The following is a 19,426-nucleotide window of genomic DNA, read 5'->3' as shown; positions in this document are numbered from 1 at the left end:
AGCGTCCAGACATTCCGCCGAGCATGGCTCGGCGCTACCGATGCCGGGTGTTACCCGGCGCCTGCAAGGCCATCAACGAGACCTCCATGTCCGCCACGCCTCCCCCCCTGCACGCCCCGCGCGGTTGGACCTCGATGCAGGTCGATTCGCACCTGCACACGCTGAAGATCCTGTTCTATGTGCTGGGGGGGTTCGAACTCCTCCTCGCCGCTTTCCTGCTGCTGGTCACCTTGGCCGGCTATGTCAGCGAGCCGCCCGGCAGTGGTCCTGACGCCGCCCCGTGGCTGCTGTTCATCGTGATGGGCATCGCTTCGGGGGTGTACGTCGTGCTGGGCGGATTGAGCCTGCAGGCCGCCCGCTGCCTGGGCGCGCGTCGCCAGCACCGGCTGTGCCTGGTCGTGGCGGGGCTGGCCTGCCTGACCGGTGCCCTGGGCATCGCGCTGACCGTCTACGCGCTGTGGGCGCTGCTGCGCCCGGAAGTCGTCGCCAGCTTCCCGGACGGCGCGCGCAAGGTCACGGCATGACCGCAAGCACACGCATCGCGGTGCTTGCCTCCGGGCGCGGCAGCAACCTGCAGGCGATCCTGGATGCCATCGCGCAGGGAGAATTGCAGGCCGAGGTGGTGGGGGTGTTTTCCGACCGCCGCGAGGCGCAGGCCCTACAGCGCGTACCGGCTGCGCAGCGCTGGGCAGCAGCGCCGCGCGACTTTGCCGACCGTGCCGCCTACGAGGCCGCGCTGGGCGACGCGATCGCCGCCAGCGCGCCCGACTGGATCGTCTGCGCCGGCTACATGCGCATCCTGGGCGAGGCGTTCGTGGCCCGCTTCGATGGCAAGCTGGTCAACATCCACCCTTCCCTGCTGCCCCTGTACAAGGGCCTGCACACGCATGCGCGGGCGCTGGAAGCCGGCGATACGCAGCACGGGGCCAGCGTCCACTTCGTGGTGCCCGAGCTGGATGCCGGCACCGTGCTGGCGCAGGCGCGCGTTGACGTACTCCCCGGTGATTCGCCGGAAACGCTGGCCGCGCGGGTACTGGCCGTGGAGCATCCGCTGCTGATCGCAAGCCTGCAGCTGCTGGCCAGCGGCCGCGTAACTGAACAGAACGCTCAGCTCCAGCTCGACGGTCACCCCCTTTTCAGCCCGCTGGTCCTAGATTCGGCGCGCATGCTGCAACCTGCCTGAGTTGCTGAACACGCGCTGCTGACCCAAGCGCTGGCATGCTTCCCTTCTCTCATGTTGCTGGCTGGTATGAAGAACACGACGCTGCTCCGTCCCGCGCTGTTGCTGTCCGCCCTGTTCTGCCTGGCGGCGCTGCCTTCGGCTGCGCAGCAGGCCCCGGAGCCCGCACCCGCCGCGCCGGCCGTGCCCGCGCTGCCCGCGCTGGCCTGGGAACCGCCCGCCCTGGAACCGTTCACCGCCACCTACCAGGCCTTTTACAAGGGTAAGGAAGCAGGCGACGCCACCATGCGCGTCACCCATGCCGGTGGCACGCAGTGGCGGGTGGACATGCAGGTGGTCGGCCGCCGCGGCTTCGCCAGCGTGCTGGGCCTGAACCTGGAACAGAGCACCGTGTTCGAGAACCATGGCGGCCAGTACGTGCCGTTGAGCCAGAGCACCGTGCGCAAGGGCCTGTTCCTCGGCAAGAAAGTTACCGGCACCTATGACTGGCAGGCCGGTACCGCACGCTGGACCGGCGATCTGAAGAAAGAACGCACGCAGCCGATTCCGCTGCAGGCCGGTGACCAGAGTGCGCTGCTGTTGAACCTGGCGATCATGCGCGACGCCCGTCCCGGCAGCGCGATGCATTACCGGTATGTCGACGTGGGCCGCGTGCGCCAGCACGATTACCAGTCCGCCAGCGCCACCGAAAGCGTGCAGGTGGGCGAGCTGTCCTACGACGCGCTGCGCGTGGCGCGCACAAATGGTGGCAACGACGAAACCATCCTGTGGATCGCCAACGGCGTACCAACGCCGGTGCGTATCCTGCAACGCAAAGATGGCCAGGACTACATCGACCTGCGCCTCATCGAATACCAAGGAGTCTGAGCATGACAACGTTCCAACGCCCGCTGACCTGGATCGCCGCTGCCGCCCTGTCGGTAGCCAGCCTGCCAGCGATGGCACTGCAGCCGTTCAAGGCCGATTACCTCGCCAGCTACATGGGCATGCAGGCCAACGGCACGATGACCCTGGCCAGCGAAGGCACCGGCAAATGGCGTTACAGCCTGAAGGTGAAAAACCAGCTGGCCGACCTGAGCCAGAGCACCGTGTTCGAGGAAGCCAACGGCCGCCTGCGTCCGCTGAGCAGCCAGGACAGCTCCGTTCTGCTGGTCAAGAAGCGCAACGTGCAGGCCAACTACAACTGGACCAGCAACCAGGCCACCTGGACCGGCGACATCAAGCCGGACCGTGCGGGACCGGTGGCGCTGAAAGCCGGCGACATGGATGCGCTGCTGATCAACCTGGCGATCGCGCGCGACCTGGCCGCCGGCAGGCCGCTGAACTACCGCATGGTGGACGAAGGCCGCATCAAGCCGATGAGCTACCGCGTGGTCGGCAAGGAAGCGGTGACGGTGGCCGGCAAGAGCTACGAAGCGACCAAGGTGTCGCGCGTGGATGGCAACAAGGAACTGATCGCCTGGATCGTGCCGGAGTTCCCGGTGCCGGCGCGCCTGCTGCAGCGCGAAAGCGGCAAGGACGCGCTGGACCTGACCATCAAGGGTCTGAACTGAGGTAACGGTAGGGACGGCCGCTGGCCGTCCTGCCAAGTGGCTGACGCATCGGTAGGGACGGCCGCTGGCCGTCCTTCACCGCGCTGACGGCCAGCGGCCGTCACTACCCGATGCGCGCTGACGGCCAGCGGCCGTCACTACCTTATTCGGCCTGGAACACGGTGCGGCAGTCCACGCGGATCTGCTCGCCGGTGCTGCGCCACACGAAGGTGCGGCACTCGCGGTTGCCATCCTTGGTATCGGTCGCGCCCACCGCGTGGAAGGCCTGGATGATCTCGTCACGGGTGACCGTGCCATCGCCGTTCCAGTCCATGTCCTTCTGCTCCACGCCCTTGGTGATGGCGATGTCGGCGAACCAGGCATAACCCAGGTAGGCCAGCATCAGCAGCACCAGCGCCAGCAGCGCCTTGCGGCGGCGGGTGAACTTGCCGCGCAGGATCATTGCACGCGCCTGATGGTGGCACCGAGCGCGGACAGCTTCTCTTCGATGTTCTCGTAGCCGCGGTCGAGGTGGTAGATGCGGTCGATGGTGGTATCGCCATCGGCCATCAGGCCAGCCAGGATCAGCGACGCCGACGCACGCAGGTCGGTCGCCATCACCGGCGCGCCGCTCAGGCGTTCGGCACCGCGCACGATGGCCGTGTGGCCTTCCACCTGGATGTCCGCGCCCACGCGCAGCAGTTCGTTGACGTGCATGAAACGGTTCTCGAAGATCGTTTCGTTGATCACGCCCACGCCATCAGCCACGCAGTTGAGCGCCATGAACTGCGCCTGCATGTCTGTCGGGAACGCCGGGTACGGCGCGGTGGTCAGGTTGACCGCCTTCGGCCGCTTGCCGTGCATGTCCAGGGTGATGGTGTCTGCGGTGGTGCTGATGCTCGCACCGGCCTCGATCAGCTTGGACAGCACCGCTTCCATGGTGTCCGGGCGCGCACGGTTCACCGTGACGCTGCCACCGGTCATCGCCGCAGCGACCAGGAAGGTGCCGGTTTCGATGCGGTCCGGCAGCACTTCATGACGGCCGCCGCCGAGCCGCGGCACGCCTTCGATCACCAGCCGGGCGGTGCCCAGGCCTTCGATCTTCGCACCCAGCGCGATCAGGCAATGCGCCAGGTCGGTGACTTCCGGTTCCATCGCGCAGTTGTCCAGCACGGTGGTGCCCTCAGCCAGCACGGCGGCCATCAGCACGTTCTCGGTGCCGGTCACGCTTACCATGTCGAAGGTGAAGTGACCGCCCTTCAGGCGCTTGGCGCTGGCCTTGATGAAGCCGTTCTCCACGACGATCTCGGCACCCAGCGCCTGCAGGCCCTTGATGTGCTGGTCCACCGGGCGCGAACCGATCGCGCAGCCGCCGGGCAGCGACACTTCGGCTTCGCCGAAGCGGGCCAGCAGCGGGCCCAGCACCAGGATGGACGCGCGCATGGTGCGCACCAGTTCGTAGGGCGCAACGTGCTGGTTGACCGGACGCGGGTCGACCACGATCGCGCTGCCGCGCGACAGCGTGCCCTGGTCGATTGTCACCTTGGCACCCAGTTCGCCCAGCAGCTTCACCGTGGTGACCACGTCGTGCAGGTGCGGCACGTTGGTGATTTCCACCGGCGCATCGGCCAGCAGGGTCGCGCACAGGATGGGCAGGACGGCGTTCTTGGCGCCGGAGATGCTTACTTCACCGTGCAGCGCATTGCCGCCGGTCACAACGATCTTGGCCATGTATCAGGGTCTTTTCCAGGTTCAGCCGGCTTCGGCCGGGGTCACGGTCTTCAGCGCCAGCGCATGGATAGCGCCGCCCATCAGATCGCCGAGGGTGGCATACACCATGCGGTGGCGGGCCAGCGGCATCTTGCCGGCGAAGGCCTCGCAGACCACGGTCGCTTCGAAGTGCACGCCATCGTCGCCCTGCACGTCGGCGCGGGCGCCCGGCAGGCCGGTTTCGATCAGATTGCGGATGGTGTCGGCGTCCAACGGGCTTTCCTAATAAAATGTCCGCACATTCTACTCTGCTGCGTGGCGCTCGCATGGCTGATCCCACCTTGCCCTTCCCTGCTGCCGGCCTCCCGGCCCGCCTTTCCGCCGACCCGGCCGCGCTGGTGGCCAGCGGCAAGCGCGTGTTCCAGATTGAACGCGAAGCCCTGGACGCGGTCGCTGCCGGGCTGGGCGAAGCGTTCCAGCAGGCCTGCCAGCACATCCTGTCCAGCCGCGGGCGGGTGGTGGCCACCGGGATGGGCAAGTCCGGGCACATCGCGCGCAAGATCGCCGCGACCCTGGCCTCCACCGGCACCCCGGCGTTCTACGTGCACCCGGGCGAGGCCGGCCACGGTGACCTGGGCATGATCACCGAAGCCGACGTGGTGCTGGCGCTGTCCTACTCCGGTGAGTCCGACGAGCTGCTGATGCTGCTGCCGGTGCTCAAGCGCCAGGGCAACCTGCTGATTTCCATGACCGGCAAGCCGCAGTCCAGCCTGGCCCGCGCCGCCGATGTCCACCTGGATGTCAGCGTGCCCGCCGAAGCCTGCCCGCTGGCGCTGGCGCCGACCTCCAGCACCACCGCCTCGCTGGCGATGGGCGATGCGCTGGCGGTGGCGTTGCTGGATGCACGCGGCTTCACCGCCGACGACTTCGCCCGCTCGCACCCGGCCGGCAGCCTCGGCCGCCGCCTGCTGCTGCACATCACCGATGTCATGCACAGCGGCGATGACCTGCCGCGCGTGGATGCCGGCGCCAGCCTCAGCGAGGCCCTGGTGGAGATGAGCCGCAAGCGCCTCGGCATGACCGCCGTGGTCGACGCCGAGGGAGTGCTGATCGGGCTGTTCACCGATGGTGACCTGCGCCGGGCGCTGGACAGCGAACTGGACGTTCGCAGCGCGAAGATCGCCGAGGTGATGACCCGCAGCCCCCGCACGATCGGCGCCGACCAGCTCGCCGTGGAGGCCGCACGGCTGATGGAAACCCATAAAATCAATGGCCTGGTGGTGGTGGATGAGGCCGGCCGTGCGGTCGGCGCGCTGAACATTCATGACCTGTTGCGGGCGCGGGTGGTTTAACCGAACCCACCCCGCCCCCATTCATCCCTTACCGCACGACAACCCGGATACCTGCAACCCAATGCCCTGGTCCCCCCTGCCTGCCTTCCCTGCCCACCTGCATGCCGCAGCCGCGCGCATCCGCCTGGCGTGTTTCGATGTGGACGGCACGCTCACCGATGGTCAGCTTTACTACGACCGTGAAGGCAACGAGAGCAAGGCATATTTCGTGCAGGACGGCCTGGGATTGAAACTGCTGCAGAAGCACGGCATCCACCCCGTGCTCATCACCGCGCGCAACAGCCAGTCGGCGTTGAAGCGCGGCGCGGACCTGGGCATCGACACCCAGATCGCGGTCGGCGACAAGCTGGCCAGCGTGCAGGCCCTGTGCGTGCAGCACGGCATCACCCTGGACCAGGTGGCGTTCATGGGCGATGACCTGCCCGACCTGGGCCCGCTGTGCCATGTGGGATTGGCCGTGGCCCCGGCCAACGCGCATCCGTGGATCGCCGAACGCGTGCACTGGCAGACCCGCGCCGAGGGTGGCCGCGGTGCCGCGCGCGAGCTTTGCGACGTCCTGCTGGCCGCGCAGGGCCGCGTCGACGCCGTGCTTGCAGGGTTCGGCGCATGAACTGGCGCACCGCCATTGGCGCGACCCTGCTGGTTGTGGCAATCCTCAGCGGCTGGTCGCTGCTGCGTAACCGCGACAAGGGGCCGCAGGCCATCGTCGACGATGGCAGCGTGGACTACGTGCTGCACGACTTCCAGATTGTCATGCTGGACGATGAAGGCAAGGAATCGACCACGTTGCGCGCGCCGCGGCTGGAGCGCCTGCGTGCCGACCAGACCCTCACCATCGCCACCCCGGTGTTTGAGATGCCCGGGCAGGACGGCAACCACTGGACGATGCGTTCGGAAACCGGCTGGGTCAGTGCCAAGGGAGATGAAATGCGCCTGCGCGGCAACGTCGCCGGTGACAGCCCGACCGTGGGCAACACCCCGCCGACCACGTTCCGAACCACCCATCTGAATGTTTTCCCCAAGGAAAACCGGGCCCGTACCGATGCGCTGGTGACCATGACCCGCCCGGGCATGGAACAGAGCGGCGTCGGGTTCGAGCTGGATTCCGAGAACAACACGTATCATTTCCTCAGCCAGTCCAAGGGCCGCTACCTGCCCCGGCGATGACCCTGCGGCATGCTGCTTCCCTTTTCCGCCTGGCGTGACCAGGCCACCCTCCGGCAGAAACGGACACGATGAAAATCCACCTTGCAGCCCTTTGTGCGCTCAGCCTGATGTTGCCGCTGCTGGCCAGCGCGAAATCCACCGACCGCAACGAACCGATGAACATCGATGCCGGCGCGCAGACCGGCACCCTCACCGGTGACGGCAAGACGCTGATGTCCGGCGGCGTGGTCATCACCCAGGGTTCGCTGGACCTGCGTGCAGCCAATGCCGAGATCCAGATCAAGGGCGGCGAAGCGGTGCGGGCGATCTTCACCGGCAAGCAGGCCACCATGCGCCAGCAGATGGACGATGGCACCTGGATGGATGCCACCGCCGACCGCATCGACTACGACATCACCAGCGAGATCATCACCCTGACCGGCAATTACAAGGTCACCAGCGCGCGCGGTACCAACGCAGGCCAGCGCATGGTCTACAACACCCGCAGCGGTGAAATGAACAGTGGTGGCGACGGCAGCCGCGTGCGCACCGTCATCCAGCCCAAGAACAAGGCGCCGGCCGCCGGGAGCAGCAAGTAATGCTCATCGCCAAGGGCCTGCGCAAAAGTTACAAGCAGCGCGAAGTGGTCAAGGACTTCGGCCTGACCCTGGAGGCCGGTGAAGTGGTCGGCCTGCTGGGCCCGAACGGTGCCGGCAAGACCACCTGTTTCTACATGATCGTCGGCCTGGTGGCCGCCGATGCCGGCAGCATCGTGCTGGACGGCAAGGACATCACCAGCGACCCGATGTACACCCGCGCCAAGCAGGGCGTGGGCTACCTGCCGCAGGAACCGTCGGTGTTCCGCAAGCTCACCGTGGCCGACAACATCCGGCTGGTGCTGGAACTGCGTGATGATCTGGACCGTGCCGGCCGCGAGCGCGAACTGGCCGGCCTGCTGGACGAACTGCAGCTGGGCCATGTCGCCGAACAGCAGGGCGCCAGCCTGTCCGGTGGCGAGCGTCGCCGCTGCGAAATCGCCCGTGCGCTGGCTGCACGGCCGCGCCTGATCCTGCTCGACGAACCGTTCGCCGGCGTCGATCCGATCTCGGTCGGCGAGATCCAGCGCATCGTCACCCACCTCAAGCAGCGCGGCATCGGCGTGTTGATCACCGACCACAACGTGCGCGAAACCTTGGGAATCTGCGACCGGGCGTATATCCTCGCTGAAGGTACGGTGCTGGCCCAGGGCGCGCCTGCGGACCTGCTGGAAAACGCAGACGTCCGTCGTGTCTACCTGGGAGATTCCTTCAAGCTGTGAAGGCGGCCGCCGGACCCTTCCTTTTACGTTGGGCGGTGGCATGAAGACGCGGTTGCAGACATCGCTGGGGCAGCACCTGGTCATGACGCCACAGCTGCGCCAGGCCATCCGGCTGCTGCAGATGTCCACCACCGAACTGGACGTGGAAATCGCCGAGGCGGTGGAAACCAATCCCCTGCTGGACTGGGCGGAGAACGCCGAACCGGTGCCCGGCAGCGACCAGCCCACCGAACAGCCCTCCCCCGACCAGCAGGTGCGCGACAGCGACGCGCCGGCCGGCACCAGCGCCGGCGATGATGACTGGGCCCCGGCCGAAGTGGACCGGAGTGGCGGTGCCGGCAGCGGCGGCTCCTTCGACGATGACGACCTGGGCAGCGCCGCCGAGCGCGTCGCCGAGACCGAGACCCTGGCCGACCACCTGCTGTGGCAACTGCATCTGTCGCATCTGTCATCGCGTGACCGCAACATCGGCGCCGCGTTGATCGATGCGATCGAAGACGACGGCTACCTGCGCGAGCCCCTCTCCGGCATTGCCGAAACACTGCTGCCGGCCATCCACGCCGGCGACGATGAAATCCTGACCGTGCTGCACCAGATCCAGCGCTTCGACCCGGTCGGCGTGGGCGCACGCGATCTGGGTGAATGCCTGCGCCTGCAGCTGGACGTGCTTCCGGCCGACACCCCGGCGCTGGCGCTGGCCCGGCAGATCACCGAAGGCCCGCTGGAGCGGCTGCCACGCAGTGGCGTGGCCGGCATCGCCCAGGAACTCAAGCACCCGGTCGCCGACGTGGAAGCGGCCGTGGCCCTGCTGCGCTCGCTGGACCCTCGCCCCGGCACCCAGATCGCCCCGGTCAGCCAGGACACCTACGTGGTACCGGATGTGGTGATCTGGCGCCAGGCCGGCGTCTGGCGGGCCGCGCTGGCTGGCCACGCCGGGCCGAAGGTGATCATCCACCGCGGCTACGAAAGCATGATCCGCCGCTGCGGCGAAGCCGATGCGGGCTACCTGAAGACCCAGCTGCAGGAAGCGCGCTGGCTGTTGAAAGGCCTGGAAGCACGCGGTGAAACCCTGCTGCGGGTGGTGAACAGCCTGCTGCAGCAGCAGGCTGGGTTCCTGGAGTTCGGCGCGCAGGCGCTGCGTCCGCTGACCCTGCGTGAGATTGCCGGCGAGCTGGGCCTGCACGAGTCCACGGTGTCGCGCGCCATCGCCCGCAAGCACGTGCGCACCCCGCGCGGCACCATCCCGCTGCGCGCCTTCTTCGCCTCGGGCATCGACACCGAAGGCGGCGGCGAAGCCTCCAGCACCGCCATCCAGTCGATGATCCGCCGGCTGATCGACGACGAAAATCCGCGCAAGCCGCTTTCTGACGCCAAGCTGGCTGACCTGCTCAAGACATCGGGCATACCGGTAGCGCGCCGGACCGTGGCGAAGTATCGTGAAGCCATGAACATTTCCGCCTCGCACGAAAGAGTCCGGATCGCCTGACGCACACCGCGCCCGGCGGAGAGGTTCATTGGCAAATCCAAAAGGAGAAACCCGATGCGCATTGAAACGTTTGGCAAAGACGTCGAAGTCACCCCGGCCCTGGAAAAGTACGTGGCGGACAAGCTCGCCCGGCCCGGTAAGCACTTCGTCGGCGAACACTGCGAAACTCGGGTCACGCTGAAGCTGCAGAAGAACGAACACCACGTCGATGCCACCGTGAACATCCCCGGCCAGACCCTGCATGCCGAGGCCAGTGGCCAGACCATGTACGCGGCGATCGACATCCTGGCCGACAAGGTCGACCGGCTGCTGACTTCGGAGAAGGAAAAGAAGCAGCAGAAGAAACAGCAGCACGTCCCCCTGCCGTTGAGCGACAATGAAGTCTGATGACTTCACGTTCCCCCTGATATGCCCCTGACCGATCTGATGGCCGCCGTGCAGACCCAGGTCTGCGCGGCTGCCGACCGCGAGAGTGTGCTGCTGGCAGCGGCCCAGCTGCTGGCCTGCCGCCAGGCCAACACCGAACAGATTCACCGCAACCTGTGCGAGCGCGAAGCGCTTGGCAGTACCGCCATCGGTCACGGCATCGCCATCCCGCACGGCCGCGCACCGGCGCTCGAACGTCCGCGCGGCGCCCTGCTGAAACTGCTCCAACCAGTGGACTTCGGTGGGGACGAGCCGGTCGATCTGGTGTTCGCCATTGCCGTGCCGTCCCATTACACCCACCAGCACCTGATGCTGCTGTCCGAACTGGCCGAGCTGTTCTCCGAGCCGGGCATCCGCCAGGCGTTGCGCGATGCACCCGATGCCGCCGCGCTGCGCGCCATCATCGATCTTCCGCCACCGGCGAGTGCCGCATGAATACCAGCATCACCGCACGCGAGCTGTTCGACCAGCAACGCGACCGCCTCGCCCTGCGCTGGGTGGCCGGGCAGAAAGGCGAAAAACGCGAACTTGAAGCCGGCAATACCGTATCCCGGCGTCCTTCGCTGGCCGGTTACCTCAACGCCATCTACCCCAACAAAGTGCAGATCCTCGGCACCGAGGAACTGACCTGGCTGGATTCGCTGGATTCCCGCCACCGATGGGAAACCATCGAAAAGATCATGCAGTCGCACCCGCTGGCGCTGGTCATCACCCGCAACCAGCCCTGCCCCGAAGACCTGCGCGCGGCCGCTGATGAATCCAACACGCCGCTGTGGCTTTCGCCCAAGCGCGGCCACGAACTGCTCAACCACCTGTCCTACCACCTGGCGCGCACGCTGGCGCCGCGGGTGATCCTGCATGGCGTGTTCATGGAGATCTACTCCATCGGCGTGCTGATCACCGGCGAAGCCGGTTCGGGCAAGAGCGAACTGGCGCTGGAACTGCTCAGCCGCGGCCATCGGCTGGTCGCCGACGATGCACCGGAGTTCACCCAGATCGCCCCGGACGTGCTCGATGGCACCTGCCCGGAGCTGCTGCAGGACCTGCTGGAAGTGCGCGGCCTGGGCGTATTGAACGTGCGCGAGATGTTCGGTGACACAGCGGTAAAGAAGAACAAGTACCTTCGGCTGATCGTCCACCTGACCAAGCCGATGACCGAACCCAGCGCTTACGGATACGAACGCCTGACCGGCGACTCCGGCACCCGCCACGTACTGGACCTGGACGTGCCGCTGATCACCCTGCCGGTGATGCCCGGCCGCAACCTCTCGGTGCTGACCGAAGCGGCCACCCGCCTGCATATCCTGCGCACCAAGGGCATCGATCCGGCCGCCATGTTCATCGCCCGCCACAGCAACCTGCTCGAACGCCGCACCCCGTAAGCCCGGTAGTGACGGCCGCTGGCCGTCAACCACCAGCGTCAGGTAGTGACGGCCGCTGGCCGTCAACCACCAGCCCCCAACAAAGAGTCCGCCATGAACCGCCCTGCCCCGTCCGCCCCGACCCTGATCATCATCAGTGGCCTGTCCGGCTCCGGAAAGTCCGTGGCCTTGAAGACCTTCGAGGACCAGGACTACTACTGCTCGGACAACCTGCCGATCGACCTGCTGCCGGCGTTCGTACGCGGCGTGCTGGGCGCACCCGGCAGTGCCCCGCGGCGGCTGGCGGTGGGCATCGACGTGCGCGGCCAGAGCGACCTGGGCCAGCTCGAACAATGGCGGCAACTGGCCGATGAAGCGGGGGTGCGCGCGCAGCTGCTGTTCTTCGAAGCCAGCGACGAAACGGTGCTCAAGCGCTACGCCGATACCCGCCGACGCCACCCCCTGAGCCAGCTCGGCCTGTCCCTTCCCGAAGCGATCGCCCGGGAGCGCGAACTGACCGCACCGCTGCGCCGCGCGGCCGATGCGATCATCGATACCAGTACGTTGAACGTGCACCAGCTGCGCCGCCGCATCGTCACCGAATACACGCTGGGCCACACCACGCCGCTGTCGCTGCTGTTCGAATCGTTCGCCTACAAGCGCGGCGTACCGGCCGAGGCCGACTTCGTGTTCGACGCCCGGGTGCTGCCCAACCCGCACTGGGACCCGGAACTGCGCCCGCTGAGCGGCCGCGAAGGCGGCGTGCGCGATTACCTGGAAGCGCAGCCGGAGGTGCAGCGCTACGTCGGACAGCTGACCGATTTCCTGGACACCTGGCTGCCGAAGCTGGGCAACGACACCCGCAGCTACGTCACCGTCGCCTTCGGCTGCACCGGCGGCAAGCACCGCTCGGTCTTCCTGGCCGAACGCCTGGCCCGCCACGCCCGCGAACAAGGCTGGAAGGACGTCGCGACCTACCACCGCGAACTCGACTGAAAAAAGGGGAAAAAAGGGGACGGAGGGGATTAAGTCGTTATTGGCGTGCAGTAGCCAATAACGACTTAATCCCCTCCGTCCCCTTTTTTATGAATACGGAACACTGAAGGGCTCTGCGCCCGCTATCGCAGCGTCATGCCGACCTGTTAACGTTCAAGCATGACCTGTGGCATTCTCCTCGTAACACATCCTGGCGTCGGATCGGCCCTGCTTGAGGTGGCGACCCGGCTGCTGCGGCATCTGCCGCTGAAGACTGAAGCGTTCGACGTACCGTTCGATGCGGATCTGGACACCTTGCTCCCGCTCGCTTCGGCCGCCCTGCGGCGGGTGGACGGGGGGGAGGGGGTGCTGATCCTGACCGACCTGTACGGTGCCAGCCCCAGCAATCTGGCCGCCCAACTGGCCAGGCTGGGAACGCCGGCCCGTCGGGTTGCCGCACTAAGCCTGCCGATGTTGTTGCGTGTGATGAATTATCCGGAACAGGGACTGGATCAACTGCCCGCCACTGCGGCGGCGGGCGCGCGCAATGGAGCGATAGTCGACGATGCTTGAGAAAGAACTCACCGTAACCAACCGCCTGGGCCTGCATGCCCGCGCTACGGCGAAGCTGGTGCAGGAACTTGCGCCCTTCCGCTGCAACGTGACCATGGCCGCCAAGGGCCGTGAGATCAACGCCAAGAGCATCATGGGCGTGATGCTGCTGGCCGCCGGCCAGGGCACTCCGGTCACCATCCGCATCAATGGCGAAGACGAACAGGCCGCCATGGATGCCGTGGTTTCGCTGTTCGAACGCCGTTTCGACGAGGACAGCTGAGCATGCCGCGCGCCCGTGCTGGACTGGCACCCACCGGCCTGCGGCCGGTGCAGCTGCTGTCCGGCCACGGCGCGTCACGCGGTACCGCGCTGGGGCGCGCACGGGTGCGCCTGGCGCATGCGCTGGAAGTGGCCGAACAGCGCGTGGCCCCTCAGCACGTGGACAAGGAACTCAAGCGCCTGCACGTCGCGCTGGATGCCGCGCGCAAGGAAATGCTCGACCTGCGCCAGCGCCTGCAAGGTGCGCTGAACCAGGAAGCCGGCGAGTTCCTCGACCTGCATGCACTGCTGCTGGACGATCCGGAACTGCTGTTCGGGCTGGACGAATTGATCCGCAGTGGTCCCTACAGCGCCGGCTACGCGCTGCGTCTGCAGCGCGACCGCCTGGCCAAGGTCTTCGACGGCATGGACGATGCCTACCTGAAGAGCCGCATGGACGACCTGGACCATGTCATCGGGCGCATCCACGCCTTCCTGCAGCCGGTGCTGCCGCCGGCGGTGAAAGGCCTGGCCGGCGAAATCCTGGTCTGCGACAACATCGCCCCTTCGGAGATGGCCCAGCTGCAGTCACAGGGCGTAGTGGCCATCGTCACCACGGCCGGCAGCGCGCTGTCGCACAGCGCGATCCTCGCCCGCAGCCTGCACCTGCCGCTGATCGTCAACGTGCCCGGGCTGCTGCAGAAAGTAAGCGACGGCGACGTGCTGATCGTGGATGCCAGCGATGGCAGCATCACCGTCAATCCGCAGGCACAGAACCTGCGCGACTACCGCGTACGGCTGAAGGAACATGCGCGCGAACAACGTGAACTGGGCCGCCTGCGCAGCAAACCCAGCCGCACCCGCGACCAGGTCGACATCGCCTTGCTGGCCAACGCCGAATCGCTGGAAGACGTGACCCAGGCGCATGCGTTCGGTGCGCAGGGACTGGGCCTGTACCGAACCGAATTCCTGTTCCTGCAGCGCAACGAGCTGCCGGACGAAGAAGAACAGTTCCAGGCCTACCGCGATGCCGCGCTGGGCATGGCCGGCAGGCTGGTGACCATCCGCACGCTGGACCTGGGCGCGGACAAGGCCGACCGCACCGGCCTGACCCTGAGCAACGAAGACAACCCGGCGCTGGGCCTGCGTGGCGTGCGGCTGTCGCTGGCGCGCCCGCTGGTGGCCGATACGCAGCTGCGCGCGATCCTGCGAGCCAGTGCCTACGGCAAGGTGCGCATCCTGATACCCATGGTCAGCACACGCGAAGAACTGCTGGCCGTGCGCAGGCGCATGACCCGGCTCACCGCCCAGCTGCGCGCCGAAGGCCACGCCGTCAGCGAACGTGTGCCGCTGGGCGCGATGATCGAAGTGCCGGCCGCCGCGTTCGCACTGGAAAGCTTCATCGACCTGGTCGACTTCCTGTCCATCGGCACCAACGACCTGGTGCAGTACCTGCTGGCGGCCGACCGCAACAACGAAGCGCTCGGTGAACTGTATTCGCCCCTGCATCCGGCCGTGCTGCGGCTGCTGAAGCTGGTGATCGAAACCGGCCAGCGCCATCAGATCCCGGTGGCGGTATGCGGTGAAATCGCCGGTGACGCGCGCCTGGCCCCGATGCTGCTTGCACTCGGCCTGACCGAGTTCAGCCTGCATCCCGGCACGCTGCTGGAGGTGCGCCGCGCGATCCGCCAAAGCGACCTCGGCGAACTGCGCGCCCGCGCCCCGAAGCTGCTCGCCGCCCGCGACCGCCGCAGCATCGAACGCTGGATCAACGGCAACTGACCGGTAGTGACGGCCGCTGGCCGTCAAAGCGGTAGTGACGGCCGCTGGCCGTCAAAGCGGTAGTGACGGCCGCTGGCCGCCAGATGCGCAATGACGGCCAGCGGCCGTCACTACCGGCGCCGCCGCGCCGCGGCGCTACCGCACTGACACACACGCAGGCGATAATGACGCGCTGACCACCCCTCATGCCGCATCCTCTCCAGGATCGCAGCCTTTTCTTTCCTGCGGGAGTTCCGATGGCCGAGGCCGTACGCCACGACAAGACCGCGCGCCAGCTGCGCCTGCTTTCCGATGCGCTGGACAGTGGTCGACTGGGCCCCGTGCGTCGCCTGGTCAACACGCTGGCCCCGGCCGAAATCGGCAACCTGCTTGAATCGCTGCCGCCCGGCAAGCGCGAAGTGGTGTGGGGCCTGGTGGACCCGGAAGACGACGGCGAGGTGCTGGTCCACGTCGGCGACGAGGTGCGCGAAAGCCTGCTGGCGGACATGGACCCGGACGAGATCATCGCCGCGGTCGAAGACCTGGACATCGATGACCTTGCCGACCTGGTCGAAGACCTGCCCGACACCGTCATCGACGAAGTCCTCAAGTCGATGGACCGCGAAAACCGCGAGCGGCTGGAACAGGTCTTGTCCTATCCCGAGGACAGCGCCGGCCGCCTGATGAACCCGGACGTGGTGACCGTGCGCGCCGACGTCAATGTCGACGTGGTGCTGCGCTACCTGCGCCTGCGCGGCGAACTGCCCGACCACACCGATCATCTGTTCGTGGTCAGCCGCCGGCATCAGTACCTGGGGCGGCTTTCGCTTGCGGCACTGGTGACCCACGAAGACACCACGCCGATCAACCGATTGATCGACGACGAGCAGCCGGCCATCGACGTTGGCGAGAGTGCCGATGAAGTGGCGCGGCAGTTCTCCGATCATGACTGGGTCTCCGCGCCAGTGGTGGATGACAACAACATCCTGCTCGGCCGCATCACCATCGATGACGTGGTGGATATCATCCGTTCGCAGGCCGAGCACCAGGCACTTGGCGCGGCCGGCCTGGACGAAGAAGAAGATCTTTTCTCGCCGATCAAGCGCGCCGTACGCGGCCGCGTGGTCTGGCTGGGCATCAACCTGTGCACGGCGTTCCTCGCCGCCAGCGTGATCGGCCAGTTCGAACTGACCCTGCAGAAAGTGGTTGCGCTGGCGGTGCTGATGCCGATCGTCGCCGGCGTCGGTGGCAATGCCGCGGTACAGGTGCTGACCCTGATGGTGCGCGGTATCGCGCTCGGCCAGGTAGGCCCCAGCAACGCAAGGATCCTGCTGTGGAAAGAACTGCGGGTGGCCATGATCAACGGCACCCTGATCGGCCTGCTGGTCGGCCTGATCGCCTTCGTCTGGTTCCACAGCTGGCTGCTGTCGATCGTCATCACCCTGGCCTTGATGATCAACTTCTGTGCCGCCGCACTGGCCGGCGTGCTGCTGCCACTGATGCTCAAGCGCATGAACGTGGACCCCGCCGTGGCCGGTACCGTGGTGGTGACCGCGGTGACCGATGTCATGGGCTTCTTCAGCTTCCTCGGCCTGGCCACCCTCATCCTGCTGCACTGACCGGTACCGACCATGGCCACCACCGTAGACAACTATTTCCAGGCCGGCTGGCGCGACCAGCAGCACACCTGCGCAGCCTGCGAGTGGAAAGGCAGCTCGCGCGCGATGGTGATGGAACTGGCCGAAGACGTGACCGAGTACGACTGCCCGGTGTGCGAAAACCCGCTGCTGATCGTGGTCCATCCGGATATCGATCAGGTGCAGGCCGCTGCGGCATCGGGCAATGAAGAAGCCCAGCAGCAGCTGGAGATCATCGCCAGTTTCCCGCGCCCGGACTGATGCACTGCACGATGCCGGTGGTTGCACAGGCCGCTAGGATGGAAGCGTTTTCATCCTGCCAGGATTTGTCATGTATCGCCTGCTGCTGCGCTTCACCATTGCCGCCACCCTGCTGATGTCGCTGGTCGGTTGTGCCACCACGCCGGACCCCGCGGCTGGGCGATTTGAATCGCGCAGCGTTACCGTGGACGGCCACGTGTCCCGTTACCAGGTGTTCGTGCCCGCCGATGCCGTGCGCGCGGCCGGGCCGTTGCCGGTGGTGCTGTTCCTGCATGGGTCCGGTGAGCGCGGCCGCGATGGCATGAAGCAGACCACGGCGGGCATCGGACCGTACCTGCGCGAGCACGCCAGCACCTTCCCGGCGCTGGTGGTGCTGCCGCAGGTGCCCAACCGGCAGGAATGGGACGGCCTGAACAACCGCGTCGCGCTGGCAGCACTGGATGCCACGCTGGCCGAGTTCCCGGCGGATCCGTCGCGGCAGTACCTGACCGGCATGTCGATGGGCGGCTACGGCAGCTGGAACATCGCGCTTTCCGCGCCGGACCGGTTCGCTGCGATCGTGCCGGTATGCGGCGCCGTCATCGCCCCGCGCGAAGAACGCCAGACCCTGTTCGTCGCCGCAGTGGCCAACGAAGCAGACCCCTACGCCGCGCTGGCCCGGCGCCTGAAGAACGTGCCGGTATGGATGTTCCATGGTGCGAAAGATGATGTCGTGCTGCCCGACGATGACCGCAAGCTGCATGCGGCATTCAAGGCCGTCGGTGCTGCGGACGCACGCTACACCGAGTATCCCGAAGGCAACCACAACGCCTGGGACGCCACCTATGCCGATACCGCGATGTGGACCTGGCTGCTGGCGCAGAAGCGCTGACAACGCAGCATCGACGCTCGGTAGTGACGGCCGCTGGCCGTCAAAGCACCACGCGCTGACCCCAGCCTGCCCGCTCCCCCTACTCCAACGCACCTCCCTCCATCGCACGATGGCGCATGAGCAGTGAACAACTGAATCGCGGACGACGGTCCCTCCCCGGGCAGGTTTACGTCCTGAGTACTACATGCCACGCGCGACAACGCAGGTTCCTGACAAAAGCCTCGGCCGATTGCGTGATCAATCAATTCCATGAAATGCAGACTCAGGGACGCGTGTGCTCGCTTGCCTGGGTCGTGATGCCGGACCACATGCACTGGATGCTGGAACTGAAGTCGGGAACGCTTGCGCAACTTGTCCGACGCGTAAAGTCATCGAGCGCGCTGGCGCTCAATCGCATGAGCGGAACCGTGGGGCGCGTGTGGCAAGCGGGGTATTTCGATCATGCGGTGAGGAATGATGAATCGCTTGAACGGCAGGCGAGATATATCCTCGCCAACCCGGTGCGTGCCGGGCTGGCGTGTGCAATCGGGGAGTATCCGTTTGCGTGGTGCGTTTGGGCGGTCGATTGACGGCCAGCGGCCGTCATTACCGGGCTGACGGCCAGCGGCCGTCACTACCAGGCCAGCGGCCGTCATTACCTTCAGCCGAGCAACGTTTCCAGCACGGCCATGCGCACGGCGACGCCGTTGGCGACCTGGCGCAGCACCCACGACTGCGGGCCGTCGGCCACTTCGTCGGTGACTTCCACGCCGCGGTTGATCGGGCCGGGGTGCAGCACGGCGGCATCCTTGCCGGCGCGGGCCAGGCGGGCGGCGTGCAGGCCGAATTGCTGGTGGTACTGCTCCAGCGATGGCACCAGGCCTTCTTCCATGCGCTCGCGCTGCAGGCGCAGCATCATCAGCGCATCGACGCCTTCCAGCATCTCATCGAAGTCCTGGCCGACCACGCAGCCCTTCAGCGTGTCATCGTCGGGCAGCAGCGACTGCGGGCCGCACACGCGGATCTCGCCCACGCCCAGCGTGCGCAGCGCGTGCAGGTCGGTGCGGGCCACGCGCGAATGCTTTACGTCGCCGACGATCACCACCTTCATCTTCGAAAAATCACTGCCCTTGGCCATGCGCAGGGTCAGCATGTCCAGTAGGCCCTGGGTGGGGTGCGAACTGCGGCCGTCGCCGGCGTTGATCAACGCGGTGCCCTCGCCCGCCGCCGCGGCCAGCGCAGCCACCGCGCCGTCATCCGGATGGCGCACCACGAAGCCGCGCACGCCCATCGCTTCCAGGTTGCGCAGCGTGTCGGTCGCGGTCTCACCCTTGCGGGTGGACGAGGTGGACGCATCGAAGTTCAGCACGTCCGCGCCCAGCCGCTGCGCGGCCAGCTGGAACGAGCTGCGGGTGCGCGTGGACGGCTCGAAGAACAGCGTGCACACCGCCGAACCAGCCAGTACCGCGCGCTTGTTGCCGACCCGTCCAACGGCCGCATCGCGGATCTGGCCGGCGCGGTCCAGCAACTGCAGCAGGGTTTCGCGTGGCAGGCCCTGCAGGGTGAGCAGGTGGCGCAGGCGTCCGGATGAATCGAGTTGCGAGGCAGTCATGGGCAG

General features: G+C 66.7%; 25 protein-coding genes. 21 read left to right on the top strand and 4 right to left on the bottom strand.

Annotation, left to right across the window (positions count from 1 at the left end; translation table 11 throughout):
• The first annotated feature begins 86 nt into the window (after positions 1 to 86).
• The 4 genes from IFT63_RS01710 (at position 87) to IFT63_RS01695 (ending at position 2,733) form a co-directional block, all read left to right on the top strand.
• Positions 87 to 524, top strand: a complete 438-nt coding sequence (locus IFT63_RS01710; protein WP_152620682.1) for a hypothetical protein — start codon at positions 87 to 89, stop codon at positions 522 to 524.
• Positions 521 to 1,183, top strand: a complete 663-nt coding sequence (purN, locus tag IFT63_RS01705; protein WP_042614650.1) for a phosphoribosylglycinamide formyltransferase — start codon at positions 521 to 523, stop codon at positions 1,181 to 1,183. The genes IFT63_RS01710 and purN overlap by 4 nt, the downstream gene beginning before the upstream one ends.
• A 66-nt stretch (positions 1,184 to 1,249) precedes the next feature.
• Positions 1,250 to 2,047 (top strand): DUF3108 domain-containing protein, encoded by a 798-nt coding sequence (locus IFT63_RS01700; RefSeq protein WP_042614661.1) that lies wholly within the window; start codon positions 1,250 to 1,252, stop codon positions 2,045 to 2,047.
• Positions 2,048 to 2,049: 2 nt separating this feature from the next.
• On the top strand, positions 2,050 to 2,733 hold the full coding sequence (locus tag IFT63_RS01695) for a DUF3108 domain-containing protein (RefSeq protein WP_042614649.1): 684 nt from the start codon (positions 2,050 to 2,052) through the stop codon (positions 2,731 to 2,733).
• 142 nt (positions 2,734 to 2,875) lie between these two features.
• Here the strand turns inward: IFT63_RS01695 and IFT63_RS01690 are convergent, their stop codons facing one another.
• Genes IFT63_RS01690 through IFT63_RS01680 form a run of 3 tightly spaced genes read right to left on the bottom strand, consistent with a single transcriptional unit; the run spans position 2,876 to position 4,695 of the window.
• On the bottom strand, positions 2,876 to 3,175 hold the full coding sequence (locus tag IFT63_RS01690; protein ID WP_042614648.1) for a hypothetical protein: 300 nt from the start codon (positions 3,173 to 3,175) through the stop codon (positions 2,876 to 2,878).
• Positions 3,172 to 4,443 carry a UDP-N-acetylglucosamine 1-carboxyvinyltransferase gene (gene murA / locus IFT63_RS01685; protein WP_042614647.1) on the bottom strand — a complete coding sequence of 424 codons (1,272 nt, stop codon included), beginning with the start codon at positions 4,441 to 4,443 and terminating at the stop codon, positions 3,172 to 3,174. Before murA ends, IFT63_RS01690 begins: the two co-directional genes overlap by 4 nt.
• A 21-nt stretch (positions 4,444 to 4,464) precedes the next feature.
• Positions 4,465 to 4,695, bottom strand: coding sequence for a BolA family protein (locus tag IFT63_RS01680; protein ID WP_005408396.1), 231 nt, complete (start codon positions 4,693 to 4,695; stop codon positions 4,465 to 4,467).
• 53 nt (positions 4,696 to 4,748) lie between these two features.
• Here IFT63_RS01680 and IFT63_RS01675 point away from each other — a divergent pair, with 53 nt between their 5' ends.
• The 17 genes from IFT63_RS01675 to IFT63_RS01595 all read left to right on the top strand — a co-directional run bounded on the left by IFT63_RS01675 (position 4,749) and on the right by IFT63_RS01595 (position 18,398).
• On the top strand, positions 4,749 to 5,774 hold the full coding sequence (locus IFT63_RS01675) for a KpsF/GutQ family sugar-phosphate isomerase (protein WP_192083061.1): 1,026 nt from the start codon (positions 4,749 to 4,751) through the stop codon (positions 5,772 to 5,774).
• A gap of 61 nt (positions 5,775 to 5,835) precedes the next feature.
• Positions 5,836 to 6,384 (top strand): HAD hydrolase family protein, encoded by a 549-nt coding sequence (locus IFT63_RS01670; protein ID WP_042614645.1) that lies wholly within the window; start codon positions 5,836 to 5,838, stop codon positions 6,382 to 6,384.
• Entirely contained in the window at positions 6,381 to 6,941 is a 561-nt protein-coding gene (gene lptC / locus IFT63_RS01665; RefSeq protein WP_042614644.1) for an LPS export ABC transporter periplasmic protein LptC, read from the top strand. Before IFT63_RS01670 ends, lptC begins: the two co-directional genes overlap by 4 nt.
• 68 nt (positions 6,942 to 7,009) lie before the next feature.
• A complete protein-coding gene (gene lptA / locus IFT63_RS01660) occupies positions 7,010 to 7,519 on the top strand; it encodes a lipopolysaccharide transport periplasmic protein LptA (RefSeq protein WP_042614643.1) in 510 nt (169 codons plus the stop codon).
• A complete protein-coding gene (gene lptB, locus IFT63_RS01655) occupies positions 7,519 to 8,238 on the top strand; it encodes an LPS export ABC transporter ATP-binding protein (RefSeq protein WP_042614642.1) in 720 nt (239 codons plus the stop codon). Before lptA ends, lptB begins: the two co-directional genes overlap by 1 nt.
• A gap of 40 nt (positions 8,239 to 8,278) precedes the next feature.
• Positions 8,279 to 9,724, top strand: a complete 1,446-nt coding sequence (locus IFT63_RS01650; RefSeq protein WP_192083060.1) for an RNA polymerase factor sigma-54 — start codon at positions 8,279 to 8,281, stop codon at positions 9,722 to 9,724.
• 54 nt (positions 9,725 to 9,778) lie between these two features.
• Complete coding sequence (gene raiA, locus IFT63_RS01645) at positions 9,779 to 10,111, top strand: ribosome-associated translation inhibitor RaiA (RefSeq protein WP_042614640.1); 333 nt, start codon at positions 9,779 to 9,781, stop codon at positions 10,109 to 10,111.
• Positions 10,112 to 10,132: 21 nt separating this feature from the next.
• Positions 10,133 to 10,585, top strand: coding sequence for a PTS sugar transporter subunit IIA (locus tag IFT63_RS01640; protein ID WP_042614639.1), 453 nt, complete (start codon positions 10,133 to 10,135; stop codon positions 10,583 to 10,585).
• Positions 10,582 to 11,532 carry an HPr(Ser) kinase/phosphatase gene (hprK, locus tag IFT63_RS01635; protein WP_042614638.1) on the top strand — a complete coding sequence of 317 codons (951 nt, stop codon included), beginning with the start codon at positions 10,582 to 10,584 and terminating at the stop codon, positions 11,530 to 11,532. The genes IFT63_RS01640 and hprK overlap by 4 nt, the downstream gene beginning before the upstream one ends.
• A gap of 93 nt (positions 11,533 to 11,625) precedes the next feature.
• Positions 11,626 to 12,507: an RNase adapter RapZ gene (gene rapZ, locus IFT63_RS01630; protein ID WP_042614637.1), complete on the top strand. Its 882-nt coding sequence runs from the start codon at positions 11,626 to 11,628 to the stop codon at positions 12,505 to 12,507.
• A gap of 159 nt (positions 12,508 to 12,666) precedes the next feature.
• On the top strand, positions 12,667 to 13,059 hold the full coding sequence (locus tag IFT63_RS01625; protein ID WP_042614636.1) for a PTS fructose IIA component family protein: 393 nt from the start codon (positions 12,667 to 12,669) through the stop codon (positions 13,057 to 13,059).
• Complete coding sequence (locus IFT63_RS01620) at positions 13,052 to 13,321, top strand: HPr family phosphocarrier protein (protein ID WP_042614635.1); 270 nt, start codon at positions 13,052 to 13,054, stop codon at positions 13,319 to 13,321. The genes IFT63_RS01625 and IFT63_RS01620 overlap by 8 nt, the downstream gene beginning before the upstream one ends.
• A 2-nt stretch (positions 13,322 to 13,323) precedes the next feature.
• Positions 13,324 to 15,081: a phosphoenolpyruvate--protein phosphotransferase gene (gene ptsP / locus IFT63_RS01615; protein WP_192083059.1), complete on the top strand. Its 1,758-nt coding sequence runs from the start codon at positions 13,324 to 13,326 to the stop codon at positions 15,079 to 15,081.
• 236 nt (positions 15,082 to 15,317) lie between these two features.
• The gene (mgtE, locus tag IFT63_RS01610; protein WP_042614633.1) at positions 15,318 to 16,679 is read left to right on the top strand and encodes a magnesium transporter; all 1,362 of its coding nucleotides are present in this window, start codon (positions 15,318 to 15,320) and stop codon (positions 16,677 to 16,679) included.
• Positions 16,680 to 16,691: 12 nt separating this feature from the next.
• Positions 16,692 to 16,958 (top strand): hypothetical protein, encoded by a 267-nt coding sequence (locus tag IFT63_RS01605; protein WP_042614632.1) that lies wholly within the window; start codon positions 16,692 to 16,694, stop codon positions 16,956 to 16,958.
• 70 nt (positions 16,959 to 17,028) lie between these two features.
• Positions 17,029 to 17,829, top strand: a complete 801-nt coding sequence (locus IFT63_RS01600; RefSeq protein WP_192083058.1) for a prolyl oligopeptidase family serine peptidase — start codon at positions 17,029 to 17,031, stop codon at positions 17,827 to 17,829.
• Between the two features lie 116 nt (positions 17,830 to 17,945).
• Positions 17,946 to 18,398 (top strand): transposase, encoded by a 453-nt coding sequence (locus IFT63_RS01595; RefSeq protein WP_192083057.1) that lies wholly within the window; start codon positions 17,946 to 17,948, stop codon positions 18,396 to 18,398.
• 71 nt (positions 18,399 to 18,469) lie between these two features.
• Here the strand turns inward: IFT63_RS01595 and IFT63_RS01590 are convergent, their stop codons facing one another.
• Complete coding sequence (locus IFT63_RS01590; protein WP_042614629.1) at positions 18,470 to 19,420, bottom strand: aspartate carbamoyltransferase catalytic subunit; 951 nt, start codon at positions 19,418 to 19,420, stop codon at positions 18,470 to 18,472.
• Between the last annotated feature and the right edge of the window lie 6 nt (positions 19,421 to 19,426).

The sequence above is a fragment of the Stenotrophomonas sp. CFBP 13724 genome, assembly GCF_014841975.1.
Lineage (GTDB): Bacteria > Pseudomonadota > Gammaproteobacteria > Xanthomonadales > Xanthomonadaceae > Stenotrophomonas > Stenotrophomonas lacuserhaii.
Note: the sequence above shows the minus strand (reverse complement) of the source record. Positions and strands in the feature narration are given on the sequence as shown.